This is a genomic window from Escherichia sp. MOD1-EC5495 (assembly GCF_002965965.1).
GTDB lineage: Bacteria > Pseudomonadota > Gammaproteobacteria > Enterobacterales > Enterobacteriaceae > Escherichia > Escherichia ruysiae.
Map to the genome: position 1 here is coordinate 24,029 of NZ_PTRI01000030.1, position 24,015 is coordinate 48,043.

The 24,015-nt window shown below is 49.9% G+C and carries 17 protein-coding genes and 1 tRNA gene; 16 read left to right on the forward strand and 2 right to left on the reverse strand.

Going from position 1 to position 24,015, the window contains the following annotated elements:
• Positions 1 to 69 precede the first annotated feature (69 nt).
• The 10 genes from lgt (at position 70) to recD (ending at position 15,474) form a co-directional block, all read left to right on the forward strand.
• Positions 70 to 945: a prolipoprotein diacylglyceryl transferase gene (gene lgt / locus BEG40_RS19570; protein ID WP_000204651.1), complete on the forward strand. Its 876-nt coding sequence runs from the start codon at positions 70 to 72 to the stop codon at positions 943 to 945.
• 6 nt (positions 946 to 951) lie between these two features.
• The gene (gene thyA, locus BEG40_RS19575) at positions 952 to 1,746 is read left to right on the forward strand and encodes a thymidylate synthase (protein WP_000816226.1); all 795 of its coding nucleotides are present in this window, start codon (positions 952 to 954) and stop codon (positions 1,744 to 1,746) included.
• A 185-nt stretch (positions 1,747 to 1,931) separates the two neighbouring features.
• Entirely contained in the window at positions 1,932 to 2,402 is a 471-nt protein-coding gene (locus BEG40_RS19580) for a prepilin peptidase-dependent protein (RefSeq protein WP_000857048.1), read from the forward strand.
• The gene (locus BEG40_RS19585; protein ID WP_105285984.1) at positions 2,393 to 2,956 is read left to right on the forward strand and encodes a prepilin peptidase-dependent protein; all 564 of its coding nucleotides are present in this window, start codon (positions 2,393 to 2,395) and stop codon (positions 2,954 to 2,956) included. The genes BEG40_RS19580 and BEG40_RS19585 overlap by 10 nt, the downstream gene beginning before the upstream one ends.
• On the forward strand, positions 2,953 to 3,360 hold the full coding sequence (locus BEG40_RS19590) for a DUF2509 family protein (RefSeq protein WP_001078546.1): 408 nt from the start codon (positions 2,953 to 2,955) through the stop codon (positions 3,358 to 3,360). The genes BEG40_RS19585 and BEG40_RS19590 overlap by 4 nt, the downstream gene beginning before the upstream one ends.
• Positions 3,345 to 3,668: a prepilin-type N-terminal cleavage/methylation domain-containing protein gene (locus tag BEG40_RS19595; protein ID WP_001276468.1), complete on the forward strand. Its 324-nt coding sequence runs from the start codon at positions 3,345 to 3,347 to the stop codon at positions 3,666 to 3,668. The genes BEG40_RS19590 and BEG40_RS19595 overlap by 16 nt, the downstream gene beginning before the upstream one ends.
• 12 nt (positions 3,669 to 3,680) lie before the next feature.
• On the forward strand, positions 3,681 to 7,049 hold the full coding sequence (gene recC / locus BEG40_RS19600) for an exodeoxyribonuclease V subunit gamma (RefSeq protein WP_105285985.1): 3,369 nt from the start codon (positions 3,681 to 3,683) through the stop codon (positions 7,047 to 7,049).
• A gap of 175 nt (positions 7,050 to 7,224) precedes the next feature.
• Complete coding sequence (gene ptrA / locus BEG40_RS19605; RefSeq protein ID WP_105285986.1) at positions 7,225 to 10,113, forward strand: pitrilysin; 2,889 nt, start codon at positions 7,225 to 7,227, stop codon at positions 10,111 to 10,113.
• Positions 10,106 to 13,648: an exodeoxyribonuclease V subunit beta gene (recB, locus tag BEG40_RS19610; RefSeq protein ID WP_105285987.1), complete on the forward strand. Its 3,543-nt coding sequence runs from the start codon at positions 10,106 to 10,108 to the stop codon at positions 13,646 to 13,648. Before ptrA ends, recB begins: the two co-directional genes overlap by 8 nt.
• Complete coding sequence (gene recD / locus BEG40_RS19615) at positions 13,648 to 15,474, forward strand: exodeoxyribonuclease V subunit alpha (RefSeq protein WP_000775922.1); 1,827 nt, start codon at positions 13,648 to 13,650, stop codon at positions 15,472 to 15,474. The genes recB and recD overlap by 1 nt, the downstream gene beginning before the upstream one ends.
• An 81-nt stretch (positions 15,475 to 15,555) precedes the next feature.
• On the opposite strand, the gene argA is transcribed toward recD, so the two are convergent.
• Complete coding sequence (argA, locus tag BEG40_RS19620; RefSeq protein ID WP_000237966.1) at positions 15,556 to 16,887, reverse strand: amino-acid N-acetyltransferase; 1,332 nt, start codon at positions 16,885 to 16,887, stop codon at positions 15,556 to 15,558.
• A gap of 229 nt (positions 16,888 to 17,116) precedes the next feature.
• Between argA and amiC the strand changes: the two genes are divergently transcribed.
• The 6 genes from amiC to BEG40_RS19655 all read left to right on the forward strand — a co-directional run bounded on the left by amiC (position 17,117) and on the right by BEG40_RS19655 (position 23,860).
• Complete coding sequence (gene amiC, locus BEG40_RS19630) at positions 17,117 to 18,370, forward strand: N-acetylmuramoyl-L-alanine amidase AmiC (protein ID WP_000016908.1); 1,254 nt, start codon at positions 17,117 to 17,119, stop codon at positions 18,368 to 18,370.
• Between the two features lie 261 nt (positions 18,371 to 18,631).
• Positions 18,632 to 19,456 carry a PRD domain-containing protein gene (locus BEG40_RS19635; RefSeq protein ID WP_105285990.1) on the forward strand — a complete coding sequence of 275 codons (825 nt, stop codon included), beginning with the start codon at positions 18,632 to 18,634 and terminating at the stop codon, positions 19,454 to 19,456.
• Positions 19,457 to 19,487: 31 nt separating this feature from the next.
• Entirely contained in the window at positions 19,488 to 21,068 is a 1,581-nt protein-coding gene (locus BEG40_RS19640) for a PTS transporter subunit EIIC (protein WP_105285988.1), read from the forward strand.
• Positions 21,068 to 22,258 carry a MalY/PatB family protein gene (locus tag BEG40_RS19645; RefSeq protein ID WP_000350908.1) on the forward strand — a complete coding sequence of 397 codons (1,191 nt, stop codon included), beginning with the start codon at positions 21,068 to 21,070 and terminating at the stop codon, positions 22,256 to 22,258. The genes BEG40_RS19640 and BEG40_RS19645 overlap by 1 nt, the downstream gene beginning before the upstream one ends.
• Positions 22,245 to 22,841, forward strand: a complete 597-nt coding sequence (locus BEG40_RS19650) for a KpsF/GutQ family sugar-phosphate isomerase (RefSeq protein WP_105285989.1) — start codon at positions 22,245 to 22,247, stop codon at positions 22,839 to 22,841. The genes BEG40_RS19645 and BEG40_RS19650 overlap by 14 nt, the downstream gene beginning before the upstream one ends.
• 71 nt (positions 22,842 to 22,912) lie before the next feature.
• Positions 22,913 to 23,860: a phosphoglycerate dehydrogenase gene (locus tag BEG40_RS19655; RefSeq protein ID WP_016159634.1), complete on the forward strand. Its 948-nt coding sequence runs from the start codon at positions 22,913 to 22,915 to the stop codon at positions 23,858 to 23,860.
• A 78-nt stretch (positions 23,861 to 23,938) separates the two neighbouring features.
• Here the strand turns inward: BEG40_RS19655 and BEG40_RS19660 are convergent.
• Positions 23,939 to 24,015: transfer RNA gene (locus BEG40_RS19660), tRNA-Met, on the reverse strand.

Consider the following 24,015-nt stretch of genomic DNA (forward strand, 5'->3'; position numbering starts at 1 on the left):
CTGAAACCTGCGGCGCGCATTTCAATCGCTGTTCTCTTTCAGCGAAATAACAAGAACTTGTGGTGACAGATGACCAGTAGCTATCTGCATTTTCCGGAATTTGATCCGGTCATTTTCTCAATAGGACCCGTTGCGCTTCACTGGTACGGCCTGATGTATCTGGTGGGTTTCATTTTTGCGATGTGGCTGGCTGGGCGTCGGGCTAGCCGTCCGGGCAGTGGCTGGACCAAAAATGAAGTTGAAAACTTACTCTATGCGGGCTTCCTCGGCGTCTTCCTTGGCGGACGTATTGGTTATGTTCTGTTCTACAACTTCCCGCAGTTTATGGCCGATCCGCTGTATCTGTTCCGTGTCTGGGACGGCGGCATGTCTTTCCACGGCGGTCTGATTGGCGTGATTGTGGTGATGATTATCTTCGCCCGCCGCACCAAACGTTCCTTCTTCCAGGTGTCTGATTTTATAGCACCGCTCATTCCATTTGGCCTTGGAGCCGGGCGTCTGGGCAACTTTATTAACGGTGAATTGTGGGGGCGCGTTGATCCGAACTTCCCGTTTGCCATGCTGTTCCCAGGCTCCCGTACTGAAGACATTCTGCTGCTGCAAAACAACCCTCAGTGGCAATCTATTTTCGACACCTACGGCGTACTACCGCGTCACCCGTCGCAACTTTACGAGATGCTGCTGGAAGGTGTGGTGCTGTTTATTATCCTCAACCTGTATATCCGTAAACCGCGCCCGATGGGGGCTGTCTCGGGCTTGTTCCTGATTGGCTATGGCGCGTTTCGCATCATTGTTGAGTTTTTCCGCCAGCCCGATGCGCAGTTCACCGGCGCATGGGTGCAGTACATCAGCATGGGGCAAATTCTTTCCATCCCGATGATTGTCGCGGGTGTTTTCATGATGGTCTGGGCATATCGTCGCAGCCCACAGCAACACGTTTCCTGAGGAACCATGAAACAGTATTTAGAACTGATGCAAAAAGTGCTCGACGAAGGCACACAGAAAAACGACCGTACCGGAACCGGAACGCTTTCCATTTTTGGTCATCAGATGCGTTTTAACCTCCAGGATGGATTCCCGTTAGTGACAACCAAACGTTGCCACCTGCGTTCCATTATCCACGAGCTGCTGTGGTTCCTGAAGGGCGACACTAACATTGCTTATCTGCACGAAAACAATGTCACCATCTGGGACGAATGGGCCGATGAAAACGGCGATCTTGGTCCGGTTTATGGTAAACAGTGGCGCGCCTGGCCCACGCCGGATGGTCGTCATATTGACCAGATTACTACGGTACTGAACCAGCTGAAAAACGACCCGGATTCCCGCCGCATTATTGTTTCGGCATGGAACGTAGGCGAACTGGATAAAATGGCGCTGGCTCCATGCCATGCGTTCTTCCAGTTCTATGTGGCAGACGGCAAACTCTCTTGCCAGCTTTATCAGCGTTCCTGCGACGTCTTCCTCGGCCTGCCGTTTAACATTGCCAGCTACGCGTTACTGGTGCATATGATGGCGCAGCAGTGCGATCTGGAAGTGGGTGATTTTGTCTGGACCGGTGGCGATACGCACCTGTACAGCAATCATATGGATCAAACCCATCTGCAATTAAGTCGTGAACCGCGTCCGCTGCCGAAGCTGATTATCAAACGTAAACCTGAATCCATCTTCGACTACCGTTTCGAAGACTTTGAGATTGAAGGCTACGATCCGCATCCGGGAATTAAAGCGCCGGTTGCTATCTAAATTACGCAACATCCTGCCAGAGCCGACGCCAGTGTGCGTCGGTTTTTTTTATCCTTCGCTAAATTCTTCGAGACGCCTTCCCGAAATTTTGCAACGCCCTGCAACAGCGTAAATAGTCCGGAAGACGCGCCAAAGAATGAGAAACTGACCCTCGTCTTTTTTTCTCCTCGCTCCATACTGCCGGCATGAAAACACAACGTGGTTATACGCTGATTGAAACGCTGGTTGCGATGCTGATTTTGGTCATGCTAAGCGCAAGTGGACTCTATGGCTGGCAATACTGGCAGCAGTCGCAACGGCTCTGGCAAACCGCCAGCCAGGCGCGGGACTATTTGCTCTATTTACGTGAGGATGCCAACTGGCATAACCGCGACCACAGTATCAGCGTCATCAGGGAGGGGAAGTTATGGTGTCTTGTGAGTTCTGCCGCAGGGGCGAATGCCTGTCATGGCAGTTCACCGTTGGTCTTTGTGCCACGCTGGCCCGACGTAGAAATGAACGACCTGACGCCTTCGCTCACTTTCTTTGGCCTGCGCAATACCGCATGGGCCGGGCATATTCGCTTCAAAAATTCAGCGGGAGAGTGGTGGCTGGTGGTTTCGCCGTGGGGAAGGCTCCGGCTTTGCCAGAAAGGAGAAACAGAAGGATGCCTGTAAAAGAGCAAGGATTTTCTCTGCTGGAAGTTTTGATTGCTATGGCGATCAGTAGCGTACTGTTGCTGGGGGCTGCACGATTTCTGCCTGCATTACAGCGTGAAAGTTTGACGAGCACCCGTAAGCTGGCGCTGGAAGATGAAATATGGCTGCGGATATTTACAGTCGCGAAGCATCTCCAGAGAGCAGGTTATTGTCATGGTAGCTGCACTGGCGAGGGGCTGGTCATTGTCGGACAGGGTGACTGTATCATTGTGCAGTGGGATGCGAACAGTAACGGTATCTGGGAGAGCGAACCGGTAAAAGAGTCCGACCAGATTGGATTTCATCTGAAGGAGCATGTGCTGGAAACGCTACGCGGTGCGACATCTTGTGAAGGTAAGGGCTGGGATAAAGTCACTAATCCGGATGCCATCATTATCGACACTTTTCAGGTCGTGCGTCAGGATGTCAGCGGTTTCTCGCCGGTGTTGACGGTGAATATGCGGGGCGCCAGTAAGGCTGAACCACAAACCGTGGTGGATGCCAGCTATAGCGTAACAGGATTCAACCTGTGAATCGTGAACGGGGAGTTTCATCGCTGGCACTGGTTCTAATGTTGCTGGTTTTGGGCAGCTTGCTGCTACAGGGAATGAGCCAACAGGATCGCAGTTTTGCCTCTCGGGTGACTATGGAAAGCCAGTCATTGCGCCGCCAGGCTATCGTACAGTCGGCGCTGGAATGGGGCAAAATGCACTCCTGGCAGACACAGCCCGCAGTTCAGTGCTCACAGTACGTTGCAACCGGTGCCCGGGTTTGTCTGCGTTTACTGGCAGATAATCAAACCTTGCTGATTGCCGGTTATGAAGGCGTTTCATTATGGCGAACAGGCGAAGTCATCGATGGAAACATTTTTTTTTCGCCACGCGGCTGGAGTGATTTTTGTCCGCAGAAAGAGGGGGCGTTATGTCAGCTTCCCTGAAGAATCAACAAGGCTTTAGCCTGCCGGAAGTGATGTTGGCGATGGTGCTGATGGTGATGATTGTCACTGCGTTATCGGGGTATCAGAGAACATTAATGAACAGTCTTGCCAGCAGAAACCAGTATCTGCAACTCTGGCGGCATGGCTGGCAGCAAACGCAACTGCGCGCGATTTCGCCACCTGCCAATTGGCAGGTTAACCGAATGCAGACATCGCAGGCGGGATGTGTCAGCATCAGCGTTACGTTAGTTTCACCCGGGGGCAGAGAAGGCGAGATGACCCGCCTGCATTGCCCGAATCGTCAGTAGTCAGGAGCCGCTATGCTAAGGGTCTACCATTCCAATCGTCTGGACGTGCTGGAAGCGTTGATGGAGTTTATCGTCGAACGCGAACGGCTGGACGATCCTTTCGAACCAGAAATGATTCTGGTGCAAAGTACCGGTATGGCGCAGTGGCTGCAAATGACGCTGTCGCAGAAGTTTGGCATTGCGGCAAACATTGATTTTCCGCTGCCGGCGAGCTTTATCTGGGATATGTTCGTCCGCGTATTGCCGGAGATCCCTAAAGAGAGCGCCTTCAACAAGCAAAGCATGAGCTGGAAACTGATGACTCTGCTGCCGCAATTGCTGGATCGCGAAGATTTTACCCTGTTGCGTCATTACCTGACTGACGATAGCGACAAGCGCAAGCTGTTTCAGCTTTCCTCAAAAGCGGCGGACCTGTTTGACCAGTATCTGGTCTATCGCCCGGACTGGCTGACACAGTGGGAAGCGGGACATCTGGTTGAAGGGTTGGGAGAAGCGCAGGCCTGGCAAGCTCCCTTGTGGAAGGCGCTGGTGGAATATACCCATGAACTGGGGCAACCGCGCTGGCACCGTGCCAATCTCTATCAACGCTTTATCGAAACGCTGGAGTCCGCGACGACCTGCCCGCCGGGGTTACCTTCGCGCGTCTTTATATGCGGTATTTCCGCGTTACCGCCTGTTTATCTACAGGCGCTACAGGCGCTGGGTAAACATATTGAAATCCATCTTCTGTTTACCAATCCCTGCCGTTATTACTGGGGCGATATTAAAGATCCGGCTTATCTGGCGAAACTGCTGACTCGCCAGCGCCGACACAGTTTTGAAGATCGCGAATTGCCGCTATTCCGCGATAGCGAAAACGCCGGACAGTTGTTTAACAGCGACGGCGAACAGGATGTTGGCAACCCGCTACTGGCCTCATGGGGAAAGCTGGGGCGCGACTACATCTATCTGCTTGCTGATCTCCAGAGCAGTCAGGAGCTGGACGCATTCGTTGATGTTACGCCAGACAGCCTGCTGCATAACATCCAGTCCGACATTCTCGAACTGGAAAATCGTGCCGTTGCGGGCGTGAATCTGGCAGAGTTTTCCCGTAGCGATAATAAACGTCTGCTTGATCCACAAGATAACAGCGTCACCTTCCACGTATGCCACAGCCCGCAGCGCGAAGTGGAAGTTTTGCACGATCGCCTGCTGGCGATGCTGGAAGAAGATCCGACACTTACTCCACGCGACATCATCGTGATGGTGGCCGACATCGACAGCTATAGTCCGTTTATTCAGGCTGTATTTGGTAGCGCACCTGCGGATCGTTACCTGCCTTATGCCATTTCCGACCGTCGGGCGCGGCAGTCACATCCAGTACTGGAAGCATTTATTAGCCTGTTATCACTGCCTGACAGCCGCTTTGTGTCGGAGGATGTGCTGGCGCTGCTGGACGTGCCGGTACTGGCGGCGCGGTTTGATATCACCGAAGAAGGGCTACGTTATTTACGTTTGTGGGTTAATGAATCCGGCATTCGCTGGGGGATTGATGACGACAACGTTCGCGAGCTGGAACTCCCCGCCACCGGGCAACACACCTGGCGATTTGGCCTGACGCGCATGTTGCTGGGCTATGCAATGGAGAGTGCCCAGGGCGAGTGGCAATCGGTTCTGCCTTATGATGAATCGAGCGGCTTAATTGCGGAACTGGTAGGGCATCTGGCGTCACTGCTAATGCAACTGAATATCTGGCGTCGCGGGTTAGCGCAGGAGCGCCCGCTTGAGGAGTGGCTGCCGGTTTGTCGCGATATGCTTAACGCCTTCTTCCTGCCGGATGCGGAAACTGAAGCGGCGATGACGCTTATCGAACAACAATGGCAAGCGATTATCGCCGAAGGTTTAGGTGCGCAGTATGGCGACGCGGTGCCGCTGTCGCTGTTACGTGATGAACTGGCACAACGCCTCGATCAAGAACGTATCAGCCAGCGTTTTCTTGCAGGTCCGGTTAACATTTGTACGTTGATGCCAATGCGTTCAATCCCGTTCAAAGTGGTTTGCCTGCTGGGAATGAACGATGGTGTTTATCCGCGCCAGCTTGCGCCATTGGGCTTTGATTTAATGAGTCTGAAACCGAAACGTGGCGATCGTAGCCGTCGCGATGATGACCGCTATCTGTTCCTGGAAGCGTTAATTTCCGCGCAGCAAAAACTCTATATCAGCTATATCGGGCGTTCCATTCAGGATAACAGTGAACGTTTCCCGTCGGTGCTGGTGCAAGAACTGATCGACTACATTGGACAAAGTCATTATCTGCCGGGTGATGAAGAGCTTAACTGTGATGAAAGCGAGGTACGGGTAAAAGAGCATCTTACTTGCCTCCATACCCGGATGCCGTTTGATCCGCAAAACTACCAGCCTGGCGAGTTACAAAGCTATGCACGTGAATGGCTACCGGCAGCCAGCCAGGCAGGCAAGGCGCATTCTGAATTTGTCCAGCCTTTACCGTTTACCTTGCCGGAAACCGTGCCGCTGGAAACACTACAACGATTCTGGGCGCATCCGGTGCGAGCGTTTTTCCAGATGCGTTTACAGGTGCACTTCCGTACCGAAGACAGCGAAATTCCCGATACCGAACCATTTATTCTTGAAGGGCTTAGCCGTTATCAAATTAATCAGCAGTTATTAAATGCGTTGGTGGATCAGGATGATGCAGAACGCTTGTTCCGCCGCTTCCGGGCGGCAGGGGATTTACCGTACGGCGCTTTTGGTGAAATTTTCTGGGAAACGCAGTGTCAGGAGATGCAGCAGCTTGCTGACAGAGTCATTGCCTGTCGCCAGCCGGGGCAAAGTATGGAAATCGATCTCGCCTGCAACGGTGTGCAGATAACTGGGTGGTTGCCGCAGGTTCAGCCGGATGGCCTGTTGCGCTGGCGTCCCTCTTTGCTCAGTGTGGCACAGGGAATGCAACTTTGGTTAGAACACCTTGTCTACTGTGCCAGTGGTGGTAACGGTGAAAGCCGCCTTTTTCTACGCAAAGACGGCGAGTGGCGTTTCCCGCCGCTTGCAGCCGAACAGGCTTTACATTACCTCTCCCAACTGATTGAAGGGTATCGTGAAGGGATGTCCACGCCGTTGCTGGTGTTACCTGAAAGTGGCGGCGCATGGCTAAAAACCTGTTATGACGCGGCAAACGATGCCATGCTGGATGACGATTCCACGTTGCAAAAAGCTCGTACGAAATTCCTTCAGGCTTACGAAGGCAACATGATGGTGCGTGGTGAAGGTGATGATATCTGGTATCAACGGCTCTGGCGGCAATTAACGCCAGAGACAATGAAAGCCATCGTTGATCAGTCGCAGCGTTTCCTGTTACCGCTGTTTCGTTTTAATCAGTCATGAGTTCTGTATAAAAATTGCGCAATCCATCTGCTTACTTTATGATGCGCACCAGTCACGGACTGATGGTTATATAGACACTGGCTGGCTCGTTCAGCACAAGATTATATTCTGCCGGATGATTTTCTTTAAGCTATTGAATCTGGTTGAAAAATAAAGTTGATAATGAGGTTCGTGAATGCCCCGCAGCACCTGGTTCAAAGCATTACTGTTGTTTGTTGCCCTTTGGGCTCCCTTAAGTCAGGCAGAAACGGGATGGCAGCCGATTCAGGAAACCATCCGTAAAAGTGATAAAGATAACCGCCAGTATCAGGCTATACGTCTGGATAACGGTATGGTGGTGTTGCTGGTTTCTGACCCGCAGGCGGTAAAATCGCTTTCGGCGCTGGTAGTGCCCGTTGGGTCGCTGGAAGATCCTGAGGCGTATCAGGGGCTGGCGCATTACCTTGAACATATGAGTCTGATGGGGTCGAAAAAGTACCCTCAAGCAGATAGCCTCGCTGAATATCTCAAAATGCACGGCGGCAGTCACAATGCCAGTACGGCACCATATCGCACCGCTTTCTATCTGGAAGTGGAAAACGATGCCTTGCCTGGTGCAGTAGACCGCCTGGCCGATGCCATCGCTGAACCCTTGCTCGACAAGAAATATGCTGAACGTGAACGTAATGCAGTGAACGCAGAATTAACCATGGCGCGCACGCGTGACGGGATGCGCATGGCGCAGGTCAGCGCAGAAACCATTAACCCGGCGCACCCAGGTTCAAAGTTTTCTGGCGGTAACCTGGAAACCTTAAGCGACAAACCCGGTAATCCTGTGCAGCAGGCGCTGAAAGATTTCCATGAGAAATATTACTCTGCCAATCTGATGAAGGCGGTTATCTACAGCAATAAACCATTGCCGGAACTGGCAAAAATGGCGGCGGACACCTTCGGTCGCGTGCCTAACAAAGAGAGCCAGAAACCGGAAATTACCGTACCGGTAGTCACCGACGCGCAAAAGGGAATTATCATTCATTACGTCCCGGCACTGCCGCGTAAAGTTCTGCGCGTCGAGTTTCGCATCGATAACAACTCGGAGAAGTTCCGTAGTAAAACGGATGAGTTGATTACCTATCTGATTGGTAATCGCAGCCCAGGTACACTTTCTGACTGGCTGCAAAAGCAGGGATTAGTTGAGGGCATTAGCGCCAACTCCGATCCTATCGTCAACGGCAACAGCGGCGTATTAGCGATTTCTGCGTCCTTAACCGATAAAGGTCTGGCGAATCGCGATCAGGTTGTGGCGGCCATTTTCAGCTACCTCAATCTGTTACGCGAAAAAGGGATTGATAAACAGTATTTCGATGAGCTGGCGAATGTGCTGGATATCGACTTCCGTTATCCGTCAATCACCCGTGATATGGATTACGTCGAATGGCTGGCGGATACCATGATTCGCGTTCCTGTTGAGCATACGCTGGACGCGGTAAATATTGCCGATCGGTATGATGCTAAAGCAGTAAAAGAACGTCTGGCGATGATGACTCCGCAGAACGCGCGTATCTGGTATATCAGCCCGAAAGAGCCGCACAATAAAACGGCTTACTTTGTTGATGCGCCGTATCAGGTCGATAAAATCAGTGAACAAACCTTCGCTGACTGGCAGAAAAAAGCCGCCGACATTGCGCTCTCCTTGCCGGAGCTTAACCCCTATATTCCTGACGAGTTCTCGCTGATTAAGTCAGAGAAGAAATACGACCATCCAGAGCTGATTGTTGATGAGTCGAATCTGCGCGTGGTGTATGCGCCAAGCCGTTATTTTGCCAGCGAGCCCAAAGCTGATGTCAGCCTGATTTTGCGTAATCCGAAAGCCATGGACAGCGCCCGCAATCAGGTGATGTTTGCGCTCAATGATTATCTCGCAGGGCTGGCGCTTGATCAGTTAAGCAACCAGGCGTCGGTTGGTGGCATAAGTTTTTCCACCAATGCTAACAACGGCCTTATGGTTAATGCCAATGGTTACACCCAGCGCCTGCCGCAGCTGTTCCAGGCTCTGCTGGAAGGCTACTTTAGCTATACCGCTACGGAAGATCAGCTTGAGCAGGCGAAATCCTGGTATAACCAGATGATGGATTCGGCAGAAAAGGGCAAAGCGTTCGAGCAGGCGATTATGCCCGCGCAGATGCTCTCGCAGGTGCCGTACTTCTCGCGAGATGAGCGACGTAAAATTTTGCCCTCCATCACTCTGAAAGAGGTGCTGGCCTACCGCGACGCCTTAAAAACGGGGGCACGACCAGAGTTTATGGTTATCGGCAACATGACCGAATCACAGGCAACAACGCTGGCGCGCGATGTGCAAAAACAGTTGGGCGCTGATGGCACTGAGTGGTGTCGTAACAAAGATGTGCTGGTTGAGAAAAAACAGTCCGTCATCTTTGAAAAAGCCGGTAACAGTACCGACTCTGCCCTGGCAGCGGTTTTCGTACCGACTGGCTACGATGAATACACCAGTTCAGCCTACAGTTCTCTGCTGGCGCAGATTGTACAGCCGTGGTTCTACAATCAGTTGCGTACCGAAGAACAGTTGGGTTATGCCGTGTTCGCGTTTCCTATGAGTGTGGGCCGCCAGTGGGGCATGGGCTTCTTGCTGCAAAGCAATGATAAACAGCCTTCATACCTGTGGGAGCGATACAAAGCCTTTTTCCCAACCGCAGAGGCAAAATTGCGGGCGATGAAGCCAGAAGAGTTCGCGCAAATTCAGCAGGCGGTCATTACCCAGATGCTGCAGGCTCCGCAAACGCTCGGCGAAGAAGCATCGAAGTTAAGTAAAGATTTCGATCGTGGCAATATGCGCTTCGATTCGCGTGATAAAATTGTGGCACAGATAAAACTGCTGACGCCGCAAAAACTGGCCGATTTCTTCCATCAGGCGGTGGTCGAGCCGCAAGGCATGGCTATCCTGTCGCAGATTTCCGGCAGCCAGAACGGGAAAGCCGAATATGTACATCCTGAAGGCTGGAAAGTGTGGGAGAACGTCAGCGCGTTGCAGCAAACAATGCCCCTGATGAGTGAAAAGAATGAGTGATGTCGCCGAGACACTAGATCCTTTGCGCTTGCCCTTACAGGGCGAGCGCCTGATTGAAGCCTCTGCCGGCACAGGCAAAACCTTTACGATTGCGGCGCTCTATTTGCGCCTGTTACTTGGACTAGGCGGTTCCTCCGCCTTTCCCCGCCCATTGACCGTTGAAGAACTGCTGGTGGTCACCTTTACCGAGGCTGCCACTGCAGAATTGCGTGGCCGTATCCGTAGCAATATTCATGAATTACGCATCGCCTGTCTGCGTGAAACCACCGACAATCCGCTGTATGCACGCCTGCTGGAAGAGATCGACGATAAAGCGCAAGCCGCGCAGTGGTTGCTGTTAGCTGAGCGACAGATGGATGAAGCAGCAGTCTTTACCATCCACGGTTTTTGCCAGCGAATGCTCAACCTGAATGCCTTTGAATCCGGCATGTTGTTTGAGCAGCAGCTGATTGAAGACGAGTCTCTACTGCGCTACCAGGCCTGCGCCGACTTTTGGCGTCGCCACTGCTATCCGTTACCGCGTGAAATTGCCCAGGTAGTCTTTGAAACCTGGAAAGGGCCGCAGGCGTTGCTGCGCGATATTAATCGTTATCTGCAAGGCGAAGCGCCGGTTATCAAAGCACCGCCGCCCGATGATGAAACGCTGGCTTCCCGCCACGCGCAAATTGTGGCGCGTATTGATGCGGTAAAACAGCAGTGGCGTGACGCAGTAGGTGAACTGGATGCGCTGATTGAATCTTCCGGTATTGATCGCCGCAAGTTTAACCGTAGCAATCAGGCTAAATGGATAGACAAGATCAGTGCCTGGGCAGAAGAAGAGACCAACAGCTACCAGTTGCCTGAGTCGCTGGAAAAATTTTCTCAGCGTTTCTTAGAAGATCGCACAAAAGCAGGGGGCGAGACGCCGCGCCACCCGTTATTTGAAGCGATCGATCAATTGCTTGCCGAACCATTATCGATCCGCGATCTGGTGATCACCCGCGCGTTAGCTGAGATCCGCGAAACAGTAGCGCGCGAAAAACGTCGCCGTGGCGAACTGGGCTTTGACGACATGCTAAGTCGGCTGGATTCCGCGCTGCGTAGCGAAAGCGGAGAGGCGCTGGCGACGGCGATCCGTACGCGCTTTCCGGTGGCAATGATCGACGAATTTCAGGATACCGACCCTCAGCAGTACCGGATTTTCCGCCGTATTTGGCACCATCAGCCGGAAACGGCGTTATTGCTGATTGGTGACCCGAAACAGGCCATTTACGCATTCCGTGGTGCAGATATCTTCACCTACATGAAGGCGCGTAGCGAAGTTCACGCCCACTACACTTTAGACACCAACTGGCGTTCTGCGCCGGGAATGGTGAACAGTGTGAACAAACTTTTCAGCCAGGCGGATGACGCTTTCATGTTCCGCGAAATTCCGTTTATTCCAGTGAAATCAGCCGGGAAAAATCAGGCACTGCGTTTTGTATTTAAAGGTGAAACGCAGCCGGCGATGAAAATGTGGTTGATGGAAGGCGAAAGCTGCGGTGTTGGCGATTATCAAAGTACCATGGCGCAGGTATGTGCTGCGCAAATCCGCGACTGGCTACAGGCCGGGCAGCGGGGCGAAGCATTGCTGATGAACGGCGACGACGCGCGTCCTGTTCGCGCCTCGGACATCAGTGTGCTGGTACGCAGCCGCCAGGAGGCCGCCCAGGTGCGCGATGCCTTAACGTTGCTGGAAATCCCTTCCGTTTACCTTTCGAACCGCGACAGTGTTTTTGAAACACTGGAAGCGCAGGAGATGCTTTGGCTGTTGCAGGCTGTAATGACGCCTGAACGTGAGAACACTCTGCGCAGTGCGTTAGTAACGTCGATGATGGGGTTGAACGCCCTGGATATCGAAACGTTGAATGATAACGAAAATGCGTGGGATGCAGTCGTCGAAGAGTTTGATAGGTATCGACAAATCTGGCGCAAACGCGGCGTTATGCCGATGCTGCGGGCGCTGATGTCGGCGCGCAACATTGCAGAAAACCTGCTGGCCACGGCAGGTGGCGAGCGTCGTCTTACCGATATCTTGCATATCAGCGAACTGCTACAAGAAGCCGGAACGCAGCTGGAAAGTGAACATGCACTGGTACGCTGGTTATCGCAACATATCCTCGAACCCGACAGTAACGCCTCCAGCCAGCAAATGCGCCTCGAAAGTGACAAACATCTGGTGCAGATCGTCACGATCCATAAATCGAAAGGACTGGAATATCCGCTGGTCTGGTTGCCGTTTATCACCAATTTCCGTGTCCAGGATCAGGCGTTCTATCACGATCGTCATTCGTTTGAGGCTGTACTTGATCTTAACGCTGCGCCAGAAAGCGTCGATCTCGCCGAGGCCGAACGTCTGGCGGAAGATCTGCGTTTGCTTTACGTGGCGCTGACGCGTTCGGTCTGGCATTGTAGTCTCGGCGTTGCGCCGCTGGTGCGCCGTCGTGGCGATAAAAAAGGTGACACCGACGTCCATCAAAGTGCGCTCGGGCGCTTGCTGCAAAAAGGGGAACCACAAGATGCGGCAGGGCTTCGCGCCTGTATTGAGGCACTGTGCGATGATGATATTGCCTGGCAAACGGCACAAACGGGTGATAACCAACCCTGGCAGGTTAATGATGTTTCTACAGCAGAACTGAATGCGAAGACGCTACAACGTTTGCCCGGCGATAACTGGCGCGTCACCAGTTATTCAGGTTTGCAGCAGCGTGGTCACGGTATCGCTCAGGATCTGATGCCACGGCTGGATGTTGACGCCGCAGGCGTGGTTAGTGTTGTTGAAGAACCTACGTTAACACCGCATCAGTTTCCGCGCGGCGCCTCACCGGGGACGTTCTTGCACAGTTTGTTTGAGGATCTGGATTTTACCCAGCCGGTTGACCCGAACTGGGTGCGAGAAAAACTGGAACTTGGCGGCTTTGAACCGCAGTGGGAACCTGTGTTGACCGAGTGGATCACCGCTATTCTTCAGGCGCCGCTCAATGAAACTGGCGTCACGCTGAGTCAGCTTTCCGCCCGCGATAAACAGGTGGAGATGGAGTTTTACCTGCCGATTAGCGAGCCGCTTATTGCCAGCCAGCTTGATGCGCTAATCCGCCAGTTTGACTCGCTATCCGCTGGCTGCCCGCCGCTGGAGTTCATGCAGGTGCGCGGCATGTTAAAAGGCTTTATCGACCTGGTGTTTCGCCATGAAGGGCGTTATTACCTGCTCGACTATAAATCCAACTGGCTGGGTGAAGACAGTTCGGCTTACACCCAACAGGCTATGGCAGCGGCGATGCAGGCACACCGCTATGATCTGCAATATCAGCTTTATACCCTGGCGCTGCATCGTTATCTGCGCCATCGAATTGCTGATTACGACTATGAGCGCCACTTTGGCGGCGTTATCTATCTGTTCCTGCGTGGTGTTGATAAAGAACATCCGCAACAAGGAATTTACGCAACCCGCCCCGATGCCGGGTTGATTGCGCTGATGGATGAGATGTTTGCCGGTATGAGCCTGGAGGAGGCGTAATGAAATTGCAAAAGCAATTACTGGAAGCTGTGGAGCACAAACAGCTACGCCCGCTGGATGTGCAGTTCGCCCTGACCGTGGCGGGTGATGAACATCCCGCCGTCACCCTTGCGGCGGCACTGTTAAGTCACGACGCCGGAGAGGGGCACGTCTGCTTGCCGCTTTCACGACTGGAAAATAACGAGGCGTCACATCCGCTGCTGGCGACCTGTGTCAGTGAAATCGGTGAGCTACAAAATTGGGAAGAGTGCTTGCTGGCTTCACAAGCGGTCAGCCGGGGAGATGAACCAACGCCAATGATCCTCTGTGGCGATCGCCTTTACCTGAATCGCATGTGGTGTAATGAGCGCACAGTGGCGCGATTTTTCAACGAAGTGAATCATGCCATTGAGGTTGATGAAGCTCTACTGGCGCATACCCTGGACAAACTTTTTCCAGTAAGCGATGAAATTAACTGGCAAAAAGTTGCAGCGGCAGTGGCGCTGACGCGGCGGATCTCGGTGATTTCCGGCGGCCCTGGCACCGGTAAAACGACCACCGTGGCGAAGTTGTTGGCTGCGTTAATTCAGATGGCAGACGGCGAACGCTGCCGTATCCGACTGGCCGCGCCAACGGGGAAAGCTGCTGCGCGCTTAACTGAATCGCTTGGCAAGGCTTTGCGCCAGTTACCGCTGACCGATGAACAAAAGAAACGCATACCGGAAGACGCCAGCACCTTGCACCGCTTGCTGGGCGCGCAGCCGGGCAGTCAGCGTTTACGTCATCATGCTGGTAACCCACTGCATCTTGATGTGCTGGTGGTAGATGAAGCATCAATGATCGATCTGCCTATGATGTCGAGACTGATCGACGCCTTGCCCGATCATGCCAGAGTGATCTTTCTTGGCGATCGCGATCAACTGGCTTCCGTTGAGGCTGGGGCTGTGCTGGGCGATATCTGCGCTTATGCCAACGCAGGGTTTACCGCAGAGCGTGCCGGGCAATTAAGTCGTCTGACAGGAAGTCACGTTCCAGCGGGAAGTGGCACAGAAGCGGCATCTTTGCGCGATAGCCTCTGCCTGCTGCAAAAAAGCTACCGTTTCGGCAGCGATTCTGGCATTGGTCAGTTAGCTGCGGCGATCAACCGTGGTGATAAAACGGCAGTGAAAACGGTTTTTCAGCAGGATTTTACTGACATCGAAAAACGGCTTTTGCAGAACGGCGAAGACTATATTGCGATGCTTGAAGAAGCTCTTGCGGGTTACGGACGTTATCTGGATCTGCTACAAGCACGTGCCGAGCCGGATTTAATCATTCAAGCGTTCAATGAATACCAGCTATTGTGCGCCCTGCGGGAAGGGCCATTTGGCGTCGCTGGACTGAATGAGCGAATTGAGCAGTTTATGCAACAGAAGCGCAAAATTCATCGTCATCCGCACTCGCGCTGGTACGAAGGCAGGCCGGTAATGATTGCCCGCAATGACAGCGCGCTTGGGTTGTTCAATGGTGATATTGGGATTGCGCTGGATCGTGGGCAGGGAACGCGCGTCTGGTTTGCGATGCCAGATGGCAATATCAAGTCAGTGCAACCGAGCCGCCTGCCGGAGCACGAAACTACGTGGGCGATGACGGTACATAAATCGCAGGGATCGGAGTTCGACCATGCGGCGTTGATTTTACCGAGCCAGCGTACACCGGTGGTAACACGAGAGCTGGTTTACACTGCGGTAACCCGTGCGCGTCGCCGTTTGTCGCTATATGCCGATGAGCGCATATTGAGTGCGGCAATCGCCACGCGCACCGAGCGGCGTAGCGGGCTGGCAGCGTTGTTTAGTTCGCGGGAATAAACGTGATTGCCTGATGCGACGCATGGGCGTCTTATCATGCCTGGAGGTATTGCGTATGCCGCATCCGGCTATATCCATCGCTTACCCTAAATCCGCCATCAACACCTTTGATTTACGCTGGTAGTTGTACATCTGCTTTTTGCTCTCCGGCAGTGAGTCAATATCCACCGGGGTAAATCCGCGCTCCTGGAACCAGTGAATACTGCGCGTGGTCAGCACAAACAATTTGCTTAACCCGCTCTGCTTCGCCTGAGCGGCAATGCGTTCCAGTAAAACCTCGCCCCGTGATGAACTACGGTAATCCGGGTGTACCGCCACACAGGCCATTTCGCCAATCTTCTCTTCCGGGAACGGATAGAGTGCGGCGCAGGCAATAGTTGTGTTATCGCGCTGAATAATAGTGAATTTGTCGATTTCCATCTCCAGTTGTTCGCGAGAACGACGTACCAGAATGCCTTGCTGCTCCAGCGGGCGAATCAACTCCAGAATACCGCCAATATCGTTGATTGTTGCGCGACGAATCTGCTCCGCGCTTTCCATCACAATTTGCGTACCGATACCGTCACGTGAGAACAGCTCTTGCAACAGCGCGCCATCTTCCTGATAACTGATTAAATGACAGCGACGAACACCGCTGCGACAGGCTTTCACCGCGCCACGCAAAAAGCGCACCGTACCAGAGTTGTAATCGCCTTTCTCTTCCTGGGCTTCTACTCGCGCTTGCGCCTCGTTAGGGAAAAGTTCGGAGACAATATCGCCATCGTCATTGGTGACGCCCTGTGAAGAGCAAAAACCAATCATCTTCTCAGCTTTCAGTTTGATGGCCAGTTGTGTGGCAATCTCTTCCGAGGTCAGGTTAAAGCTCTCGCCAGTGACCGAAACCGCCACCGGGCCCATCAGCACAATCGCACCGCTGTCCAGTTGGCGATGAATCGCTTCTTCGTCAATCCGCCGGATACGCCCGCTATGGCAGTAATCCACGCCGTCATCGACGCCCAGCGGCTGGGCAATAATAAAATTGCCACTGACGACATTGATATGCGCGCCCTGCAATGGCGTGTTATTAAGGCTCATCGACAGGCGTGCTGTGATGTCTAGTTGCAATGTCCCCGCAGCTTGCTTCACCAGCTCCAGCGTTTTGCCGTCAGTCACGCGTATATTCTTGTGGTACAGCGGTTCGTGATGATGCGCCGCCAGATTCGCGTCGATCTGTGGACGCGCGCCATAGACGACGACCAGACGTATGCCGAGGCTGTGCAATAGCCCAATATCATTAACGATACTGGAGAAATTCTCATGCTCAATGGCTTCGCCGCCGAGCATGATGACAAACGTTTTTCCCCGATGAGTGTTGATATAGGGAACCGAATGGCGGAATCCCTCGACCAGCTCGGTTTTACGTTCCTTCACCACGGCACACCTCTTTGCATGATTATTCGAAATTAATGTATTTTTATTCTGTTTTTTCGCCGTGTGCAAGTGCAAATTTTACGCATGAGCAACTTTTTTATCAGTAATGCTGTGAATATAAAAAGAATGTTTACCGTTTTATAGATGACAGATTATGCGTCTTTCGCTAAAGTTTCCGGTCAAATTGGTCGTTTACTTGTTACACAGCTTAGATTTTTTGCTCGGGAGAGGCATGTCAGGATCCAATACTGCAATCAGCCGTCGTCGTTTACTGCAAGGCGCGGGTGCCATGTGGCTATTGAGCGTAAGTCAGGTCAGCCTGGCTGCGGTCAGCCAGGTCGTGGCGGTGCGCGTCTGGCCTGCGTCCAGCTATACCCGTGTGACGGTTGAATCAAATCGTCAGCTGAAATATAAGCAGTTCGCGTTGAGTAATCCTGAGCGCGTGGTGGTGGATATTGAAGATGTAAACCTGAACTCGGTGCTCAAGGGGATGGCGGCACAAATTCGTGCTGACGACCCGTTCATCAAGTCAGCTCGTGTCGGGCAATTTGATCCGCAAACCGTGCGGATGGTTTTTGAATTAAAGCAAAACGTAAAACCACAGATGTTTGCCCTCGCGCCGGTTGCCGGATTTAAAGAGCGTCTGGTGATGGATCTCTATCCGGTCAATGCGCAGGATATGCAAGACCCGCTGCTGGCTCTGCTGGAGGATTACAACAAAGGCGATCTCGAAAAACAGGTGCCGCCTGCGCAAAGTGGTCCGCAGCCAGGTAAGGCAGGGCGCGATCGCCCGATTGTCATCATGCTTGACCCTGGCCACGGTGGCGAAGACTCCGGCGCAGTGGGGAAATACAAAACGCGTGAAAAAGACGTGGTATTACAAATTGCCCGCCGTCTGCGCTCTCTGATCGAGAAAGAGGGCAATATGAAGGTGTACATGACGCGTAATGAAGACATCTTCATTCCATTGCAAGTGCGCGTAGCAAAAGCACAGAAACAACGTGCTGACCTGTTTGTCTCTATCCATGCAGATGCCTTTACCAGCCGCCAGCCGAGCGGTTCCTCGGTGTTTGCGCTTTCGACCAAAGGCGCAACCAGTACTGCGGCAAAATATCTGGCGCAAACCCAGAACGCCTCGGACTTAATTGGTGGTGTGAGCAAAAGCGGCGACCGCTATGTCGACCACACCATGTTTGATATGGTGCAGTCGCTGACCATTGCCGACAGCCTGAAGTTTGGTAGGGCAGTACTAAATAAACTTGGTAAAATCAACAAGCTGCATAAAAATCAGGTCGAGCAGGCCGGGTTTGCCGTGCTGAAAGCGCCTGATATTCCCTCCATTCTGGTCGAAACGGCGTTTATCAGTAACGTTGAGGAAGAGCGCAAACTGAAAACGGCGACTTTCCAGCAGGAAGTTGCAGAGTCCATTCTTGCGGGAATTAAAGCGTATTTTGCCGATGGAGCGACGCTGGCGAGAAGGGGATGATGTTTTAATTTATCCATTCAATTAATTTATATTTAATTGAATGGATATTATTTATATGAATGTTAAACGATGATTTTGTGACTGCTGTCGAATATTTGAAAGTTAGCTTGAAAAATAAGCCTGGCGTCTCTTTTATTAAAGGCAATCCCGTGTAAGGTATAGGCATTAGTTAATCATCTTGTAACTGTTAAATCAGGCAAGGCAATGTTTGAAGTAATTATTACTTCTGACGTGCCTTGCCTTTTTTTTTGGAGCCATGAAATGATCATCGAAAAAGTCATGAACAATAATTGTGTGCAGGCATCGATGAATGGACAGGAGGTTATCATTTCTGGACCTGGTGTCGGTTACAACAAAAAATATGGTATGCCTGTACCCGAACATCCGGCTAACCGAATTTTTTATGTCAGGAATGAGCAAAAAAATAAACTCTACAAACTGATTGAGCATGTGGATATTGAGTATGTATTTGTGGCTGAAAAGATAGTGCAATATGCGGAGATCAATCTTGAAAAAAAGCTAAATCCATCGCTACTGCTCATTCTTGCCGATCACATTTCGAATGCAATATCCCGAGTCGCCTCCGGAATACAAATTAATAATGTTTTACTTGAGGAAATCAAAGCGTTGTATAAAGCAGAATATGCGATAAGTCGGGATGCATTAACAATCATCAATGATCAATTTAGCTTTCAGCTTCCGGATGACGAGATTGGTTTTATTGCATTACATATTTTAAATAACTATGAAAACTCAATTGATTATGAATCTGTACGAATTATTGAGTTGTCTCAAAAAATTACGGAGATTATTGAGGGAATTTATAACAGAAGGGTGGACAGGAGTTCATTTAACTATTCAAGATTTATGATGCATCTTAAGTATTTTTCTTGTCGAGTATTATGCAATGAAAAAATAAAACAGAAAGATATTGGCGATATCTATGAACAGTTTCTTGAAAAAGACATTCAATTGCAACGCGCTATTCATGAAATAGAAAGGTATCTGTACAGCACGTTTAAATATGAATTGATTTTAGAAGAAAAGCTATATCTCTCTATTCGTACCAAAGTATTAATGGACTAACTACATATAATATTTTTATGAGATAACCAGCATGAAACAAAAGAAAGCCTGGAGTTTTTTTCAGAGCCTGGGAAAAGCATTTATGTATCCCATCGCTCTGCTAAGTGTATGTGGCATGATGCTAGGACTAGGAAGTGGTTTAGCCAGTGATGATATGGCAAAGTTAATTCCATTTCTGGCTATTCCAATAATTAAAACCATACTTGATTTCATTGTTAGCCTTGGTTTGTTTGCTTTTGTTAATTTACCTGTACTATTTGCGATAGCGATTCCCTTAGGATTATTAAAAGAGAAAGATGATAAAGCCTATGGTGCATTTTCTGGCTTAATTGGTTTTATGGCGATGCATTTGGGAACAAATTTTTACCTTAAACAACACGATTTATTGGTCGCAGCTGACCAAATGTCGACACATGGACAAACTATCATTTTGGGGATCCAGTCCTATAATACCAGTGTGCTGGGAGGGATTGTTTCAGGTTTATTAGTCGCCAGCATGTATAAAAAGATCGTTAACTTACGCATTCCTGAGTCATTAGGTTTTTATAGTGGTCCGCGCCTGGTGCCTATCATTACACTAATTGTGATAAGTGGGTTTGGCCTGATTATTCCTTTTATCTGGCCGCCATTTTTCAATCTTTTCATGCTCATTGGTCACTGGATTTCAACTTCCGGTCCTGTCGGTTATTTCTTCTATGCAGTTGCTGAACGCGTGACGATACCTTTTGGCCTAAACCATCTGGTGACATCAGTTTTCCGATTTACCCCAATCGGCGGTTCGGCAGTAATTGGTGGTGAAGAATATTACGGCACTCTGAATATGTTTATGGCGTACGTCAAAGAGAATACTGTTATTCCGCTGGATTTGGCGGGGAAAATGGAACAGGGCAAACTGATGATCCAGTATGGTCTGGCTGGTGCCGCGCTGGCGATGTATCGCACCGCTCATGCTCAGAACCGAAAGGCTATCAAAGCATTGCTTATTTCCGGTGTGCTGACGGTCATTATTGGTGGCGTTAGCGAACCGATTGAATTTCTCTTCTTGTTTGTCAGTCCGTTGCTGTTTGTCTTCCATGCTTTTATGAATGGATTCGCTAACATGGTTCTGCCATATATGGGCGTGAAGATGGGGTTTACTGGCGATCTGATTCAGTTTATTAGCTTTGGTGTCTTACGTGGCACAAGAACGGGCTGGCCGATAGCGGTTTGTGTAGAAGTGGCCTATTTCTTTATTTATTACTTTGTGTTCCGTTGGACCATTCTTAAATTTAACCTGATGACCGTAGGACGTGAAGAGTCCAGCCCCATCGCGATAAACGCCCACGAAGATACTGCTATAGCGGATATCCCAACTCATGATAAATCAGAGTTGCAGGCAGCGGCGCAGATGGTTCAGGCACTTGGCGGTAGAGAGAATATTAAATCTCTGGATAATTGTGTAACTCGTTTACGTTTAACTATCGCAGATATGGGATTAATTGATGAGGTTGCGATAAAAAGAGCCGGAGGGATTGCGGTTGTTAAACTTGATCAAAATACCCTACAAGTCATTATCGGCACTAAAGTCATCGCCCTGCGTCGGGATATGGATAATTACATGGGGATACGCTAATGGATATTTTTAATACCACAATTTCCCGTAAAGGAACATATTGTACCCAGTGGGACTTTTGTGAGGACAGATTTGGTGTAAAAGATGTATTGCCATTCTCTATTTCAGATATGGATCTTCCGATACCAGAAGCTATCACCAGAGCATTAAAAAAACGCCTGGAACACCCGATTTTAGGGTACAGCCGTTGGCAACATGATGAATATCTGAATGCGATAGTTAATTGGTATTATAAACAGTATAAAACAGATATTAAACCAGAATGGATAACCTATAGCCCAAGTGTGATGTATTCCATTGCTAAAGCAATAGAGTTACTGACATCGAGTGGCGATAACATTCTCATTTTTACACCTGTCTATAACGCATTTTTTGATGTTATTAAAAATAGTGGGCGAAATACGCTGGAAACTTCTTTGAGTAAAGATAACGAGGGAGATTACGTTATCGACTGGCAAGATTTTGATCTAAAAATTAAAAAAGCGAAGATGGTGTTATTATGCAATCCTCATAACCCGACAGGAACCGTCTGGCCTGAAGATTGTCTGCATAAAATCGCTGCAAGCTGTGCAAGACACGATGTTTGGTTGTGTTCAGATGAAATCCATAGTGATTTTGTATTTAATCGTTGCTTCACGTCTGCGCTTAAAATAATAAATGAAAAGGTGGTGGCGTTTAATTCAATATCGAAAACATTTAACGTTCCTGCGCTAACGGGTTCGTATATGATTTCACCTGATGAAAATTTCAATCACCAATTCAGAACGATATCGAGGTATCGCGATTTTGTAAACTCCCCATCAGTACTGAATGTAATTGCGACTATTGTTGCCTATAACGAATGTGAGGAATGGTTAACGTCATTAAAGGAGCATCTTGCTTCAAATATTCAATTTACCCAGTGGTATATAAATGAAAATATTCCGGGGTTAATCGTGAAGCCGGCTGATGGTTGCTATTTTTCGTGGATTAATTGCTCTGCCATTGGTTATCCCTTTGATAAATTTTACAGCCGATTAATTTATGAAGGTAAAGTAGGTATTATGGCGGGGCATGTCTATGGAACCGAAGGGGAGGGCTATCTTCGTCTGAATTTGGCTTGCAGTCGAGAAAAGTTATATATGGGGCTTACGCGCATTGCAGGTGTAATCAGAAATATTAATCAGGAAAAAGAAAATGAACAACACTGATCTTATCTATCTTATTAAACATTTTATGCGCAACGAACATAAAGCAGTTGAAGAGGTTATCGATTCTCCCCTTTCGGAAGTTGCTGCTTTAATTAAAATATTACAATCTTGTCAGGGTAAAGTTGTTTTTATTGGCGTAGGGAAGTCCGGCATTATTGCCAGAAAACTCGCAGCAACATTTGCCAGCACCGGAACTCCCTCGTTTTTTGTTCACGGTACGGAAGCGGTACACGGCGATCTTGGTATGGTGGCGAAAAACGATATTGTTATTCTTATTTCAAACAGCGGTGAGACGGCAGAAATTCTGGCAACGTTGCCCAGCCTAAAAAAAATGGGTAATTATTTGGTCTCCTTTACTCGCAGTCATCGTTCATCGCTTGCGATAAGTTGTGATTTATCCGTTGAAATTCCCGTCAAAAGCGAGGCGGATAATTTAGGTTTAGCGCCGTCATGTTCATCTACAGTCGTTCTGGTTGTGGGTGATGCGGTGGCGCTTGCTCTCTCCGAATTGAAAAAATTTACTCGTGCTGATTTCGGCTTATATCATCCAGGAGGTGCGCTCGGTATTAAAGCAAACTCATAGTTTCAGAATATAAAAACAGTAACCGGTCACGCCATCTTTTGGGGTGGCGTTCATTGAAGTGAGTGTCAGCTATGAAAAACGTTCTGGTCACCGTTCCCAGCTTTTCAGCGCGCTGTGTTTCCGCCAGCAAGTTGCTAAGAGAGAATAATTTTAACCTTATTATTAAGAATAATGTGGAGCATCTGCTTAAATCAGAATCCACTGCATTACGAGAATCTATTTGTGCGGCCATTGCCGGAAAAGATTGTTATCAGGCGGACACGCTATCACTACTGCCTGGTGTGAAAATAATATCGAGATTTGGGACAGGGATTGATAATGTTGATCTTCACGCGGCACGACAATCAGGGATTGTGGTCAATAATACGGTTGGGATTAATTCAAATGCGGTTGCGGAATTTATCATTGGTCTTATCTTCGCGAGCATGAGAAATATCCCAGGCAGCTATCATGCGATGCAAAATGGTTACTGGGGAGAGTCGCATGGCTGCGAGTTACAAGGTAAACGGATTGGCCTGCTTGGCTACGGCAATATAGGTAAAACCCTGGCGAAAAGGTTGTCTGGTTTTGATGTTGAGCTTTTAGCTTTTGACAAACAACCCGATTATCAGGTTGCAGGTAAAACCGGAGTTCAGTTCGTATCAATTGAAGATATCTTCATGCTGTCGCATGTCATCATTGTTCTTTTGCCTTTTTCTCCTGACCTGGAGAACTTCATCAGCCATAAATATTTGTCGATGATGCGCAATGGCGCTCTGATCATCAATGCCGCAAGAGGAAAGTTGCTGGATGAGGGGGCTTTACTTCAGGTGATTGAAGAACGAAATGTTTTTGCGGCGCTGGATGTTTTTAGCTCTGAACCGCTGGCGCAATTTAGCCCATTGCTGCATACCAAAAATATCATTACAACGCCGCATATTGCAGCCGCCACCGTTGAGTCATACCAGCAAACCGGGATACACGTTGCCCAGTCGATAATTGATTTCTTTGCGGGGAGGGAGATAAAAAACGTGCAGTGAGTTTAGCGATCGAAGATTTTAGATACAAAAAAACCGCAATCCGTGAAACACGTTGCGGTTTATCAGCATTCTAAGTATTGGTTGCGGGGGCCGGATTTGAACCGACGACCTTCGGGTTATGAGCCCGACGAGCTACCAGGCTGCTCCACCCCGCG

Bases quoted from the DNA above. Each gene is read 5' to 3' on its own strand.
- lgt (WP_000204651.1), top strand. From the start codon at position 70: ATGACCAGTAGCTATCTGCATTTTCCGGAATTTGATCCGGTCATTTTC.
- thyA (WP_000816226.1), top strand. From the start codon at position 952: ATGAAACAGTATTTAGAACTGATGCAAAAAGTGCTCGACGAAGGCACA.
- BEG40_RS19580 (WP_000857048.1), top strand. From the start codon at position 1,932: ATGAAAACACAACGTGGTTATACGCTGATTGAAACGCTGGTTGCGATG.
- BEG40_RS19585 (WP_105285984.1), top strand. From the start codon at position 2,393: ATGCCTGTAAAAGAGCAAGGATTTTCTCTGCTGGAAGTTTTGATTGCT.
- BEG40_RS19595 (WP_001276468.1), top strand. From the start codon at position 3,345: ATGTCAGCTTCCCTGAAGAATCAACAAGGCTTTAGCCTGCCGGAAGTG.
- recC (WP_105285985.1), top strand. From the start codon at position 3,681: ATGCTAAGGGTCTACCATTCCAATCGTCTGGACGTGCTGGAAGCGTTG.
- ptrA (WP_105285986.1), top strand. From the start codon at position 7,225: ATGCCCCGCAGCACCTGGTTCAAAGCATTACTGTTGTTTGTTGCCCTT.
- recB (WP_105285987.1), top strand. From the start codon at position 10,106: ATGAGTGATGTCGCCGAGACACTAGATCCTTTGCGCTTGCCCTTACAG.
- recD (WP_000775922.1), top strand. From the start codon at position 13,648: ATGAAATTGCAAAAGCAATTACTGGAAGCTGTGGAGCACAAACAGCTA.
- amiC (WP_000016908.1), top strand. From the start codon at position 17,117: ATGTCAGGATCCAATACTGCAATCAGCCGTCGTCGTTTACTGCAAGGC.
- BEG40_RS19635 (WP_105285990.1), top strand. From the start codon at position 18,632: ATGATCATCGAAAAAGTCATGAACAATAATTGTGTGCAGGCATCGATG.
- BEG40_RS19640 (WP_105285988.1), top strand. From the start codon at position 19,488: ATGAAACAAAAGAAAGCCTGGAGTTTTTTTCAGAGCCTGGGAAAAGCA.
- BEG40_RS19645 (WP_000350908.1), top strand. From the start codon at position 21,068: ATGGATATTTTTAATACCACAATTTCCCGTAAAGGAACATATTGTACC.
- BEG40_RS19650 (WP_105285989.1), top strand. From the start codon at position 22,245: ATGAACAACACTGATCTTATCTATCTTATTAAACATTTTATGCGCAAC.
- BEG40_RS19655 (WP_016159634.1), top strand. From the start codon at position 22,913: ATGAAAAACGTTCTGGTCACCGTTCCCAGCTTTTCAGCGCGCTGTGTT.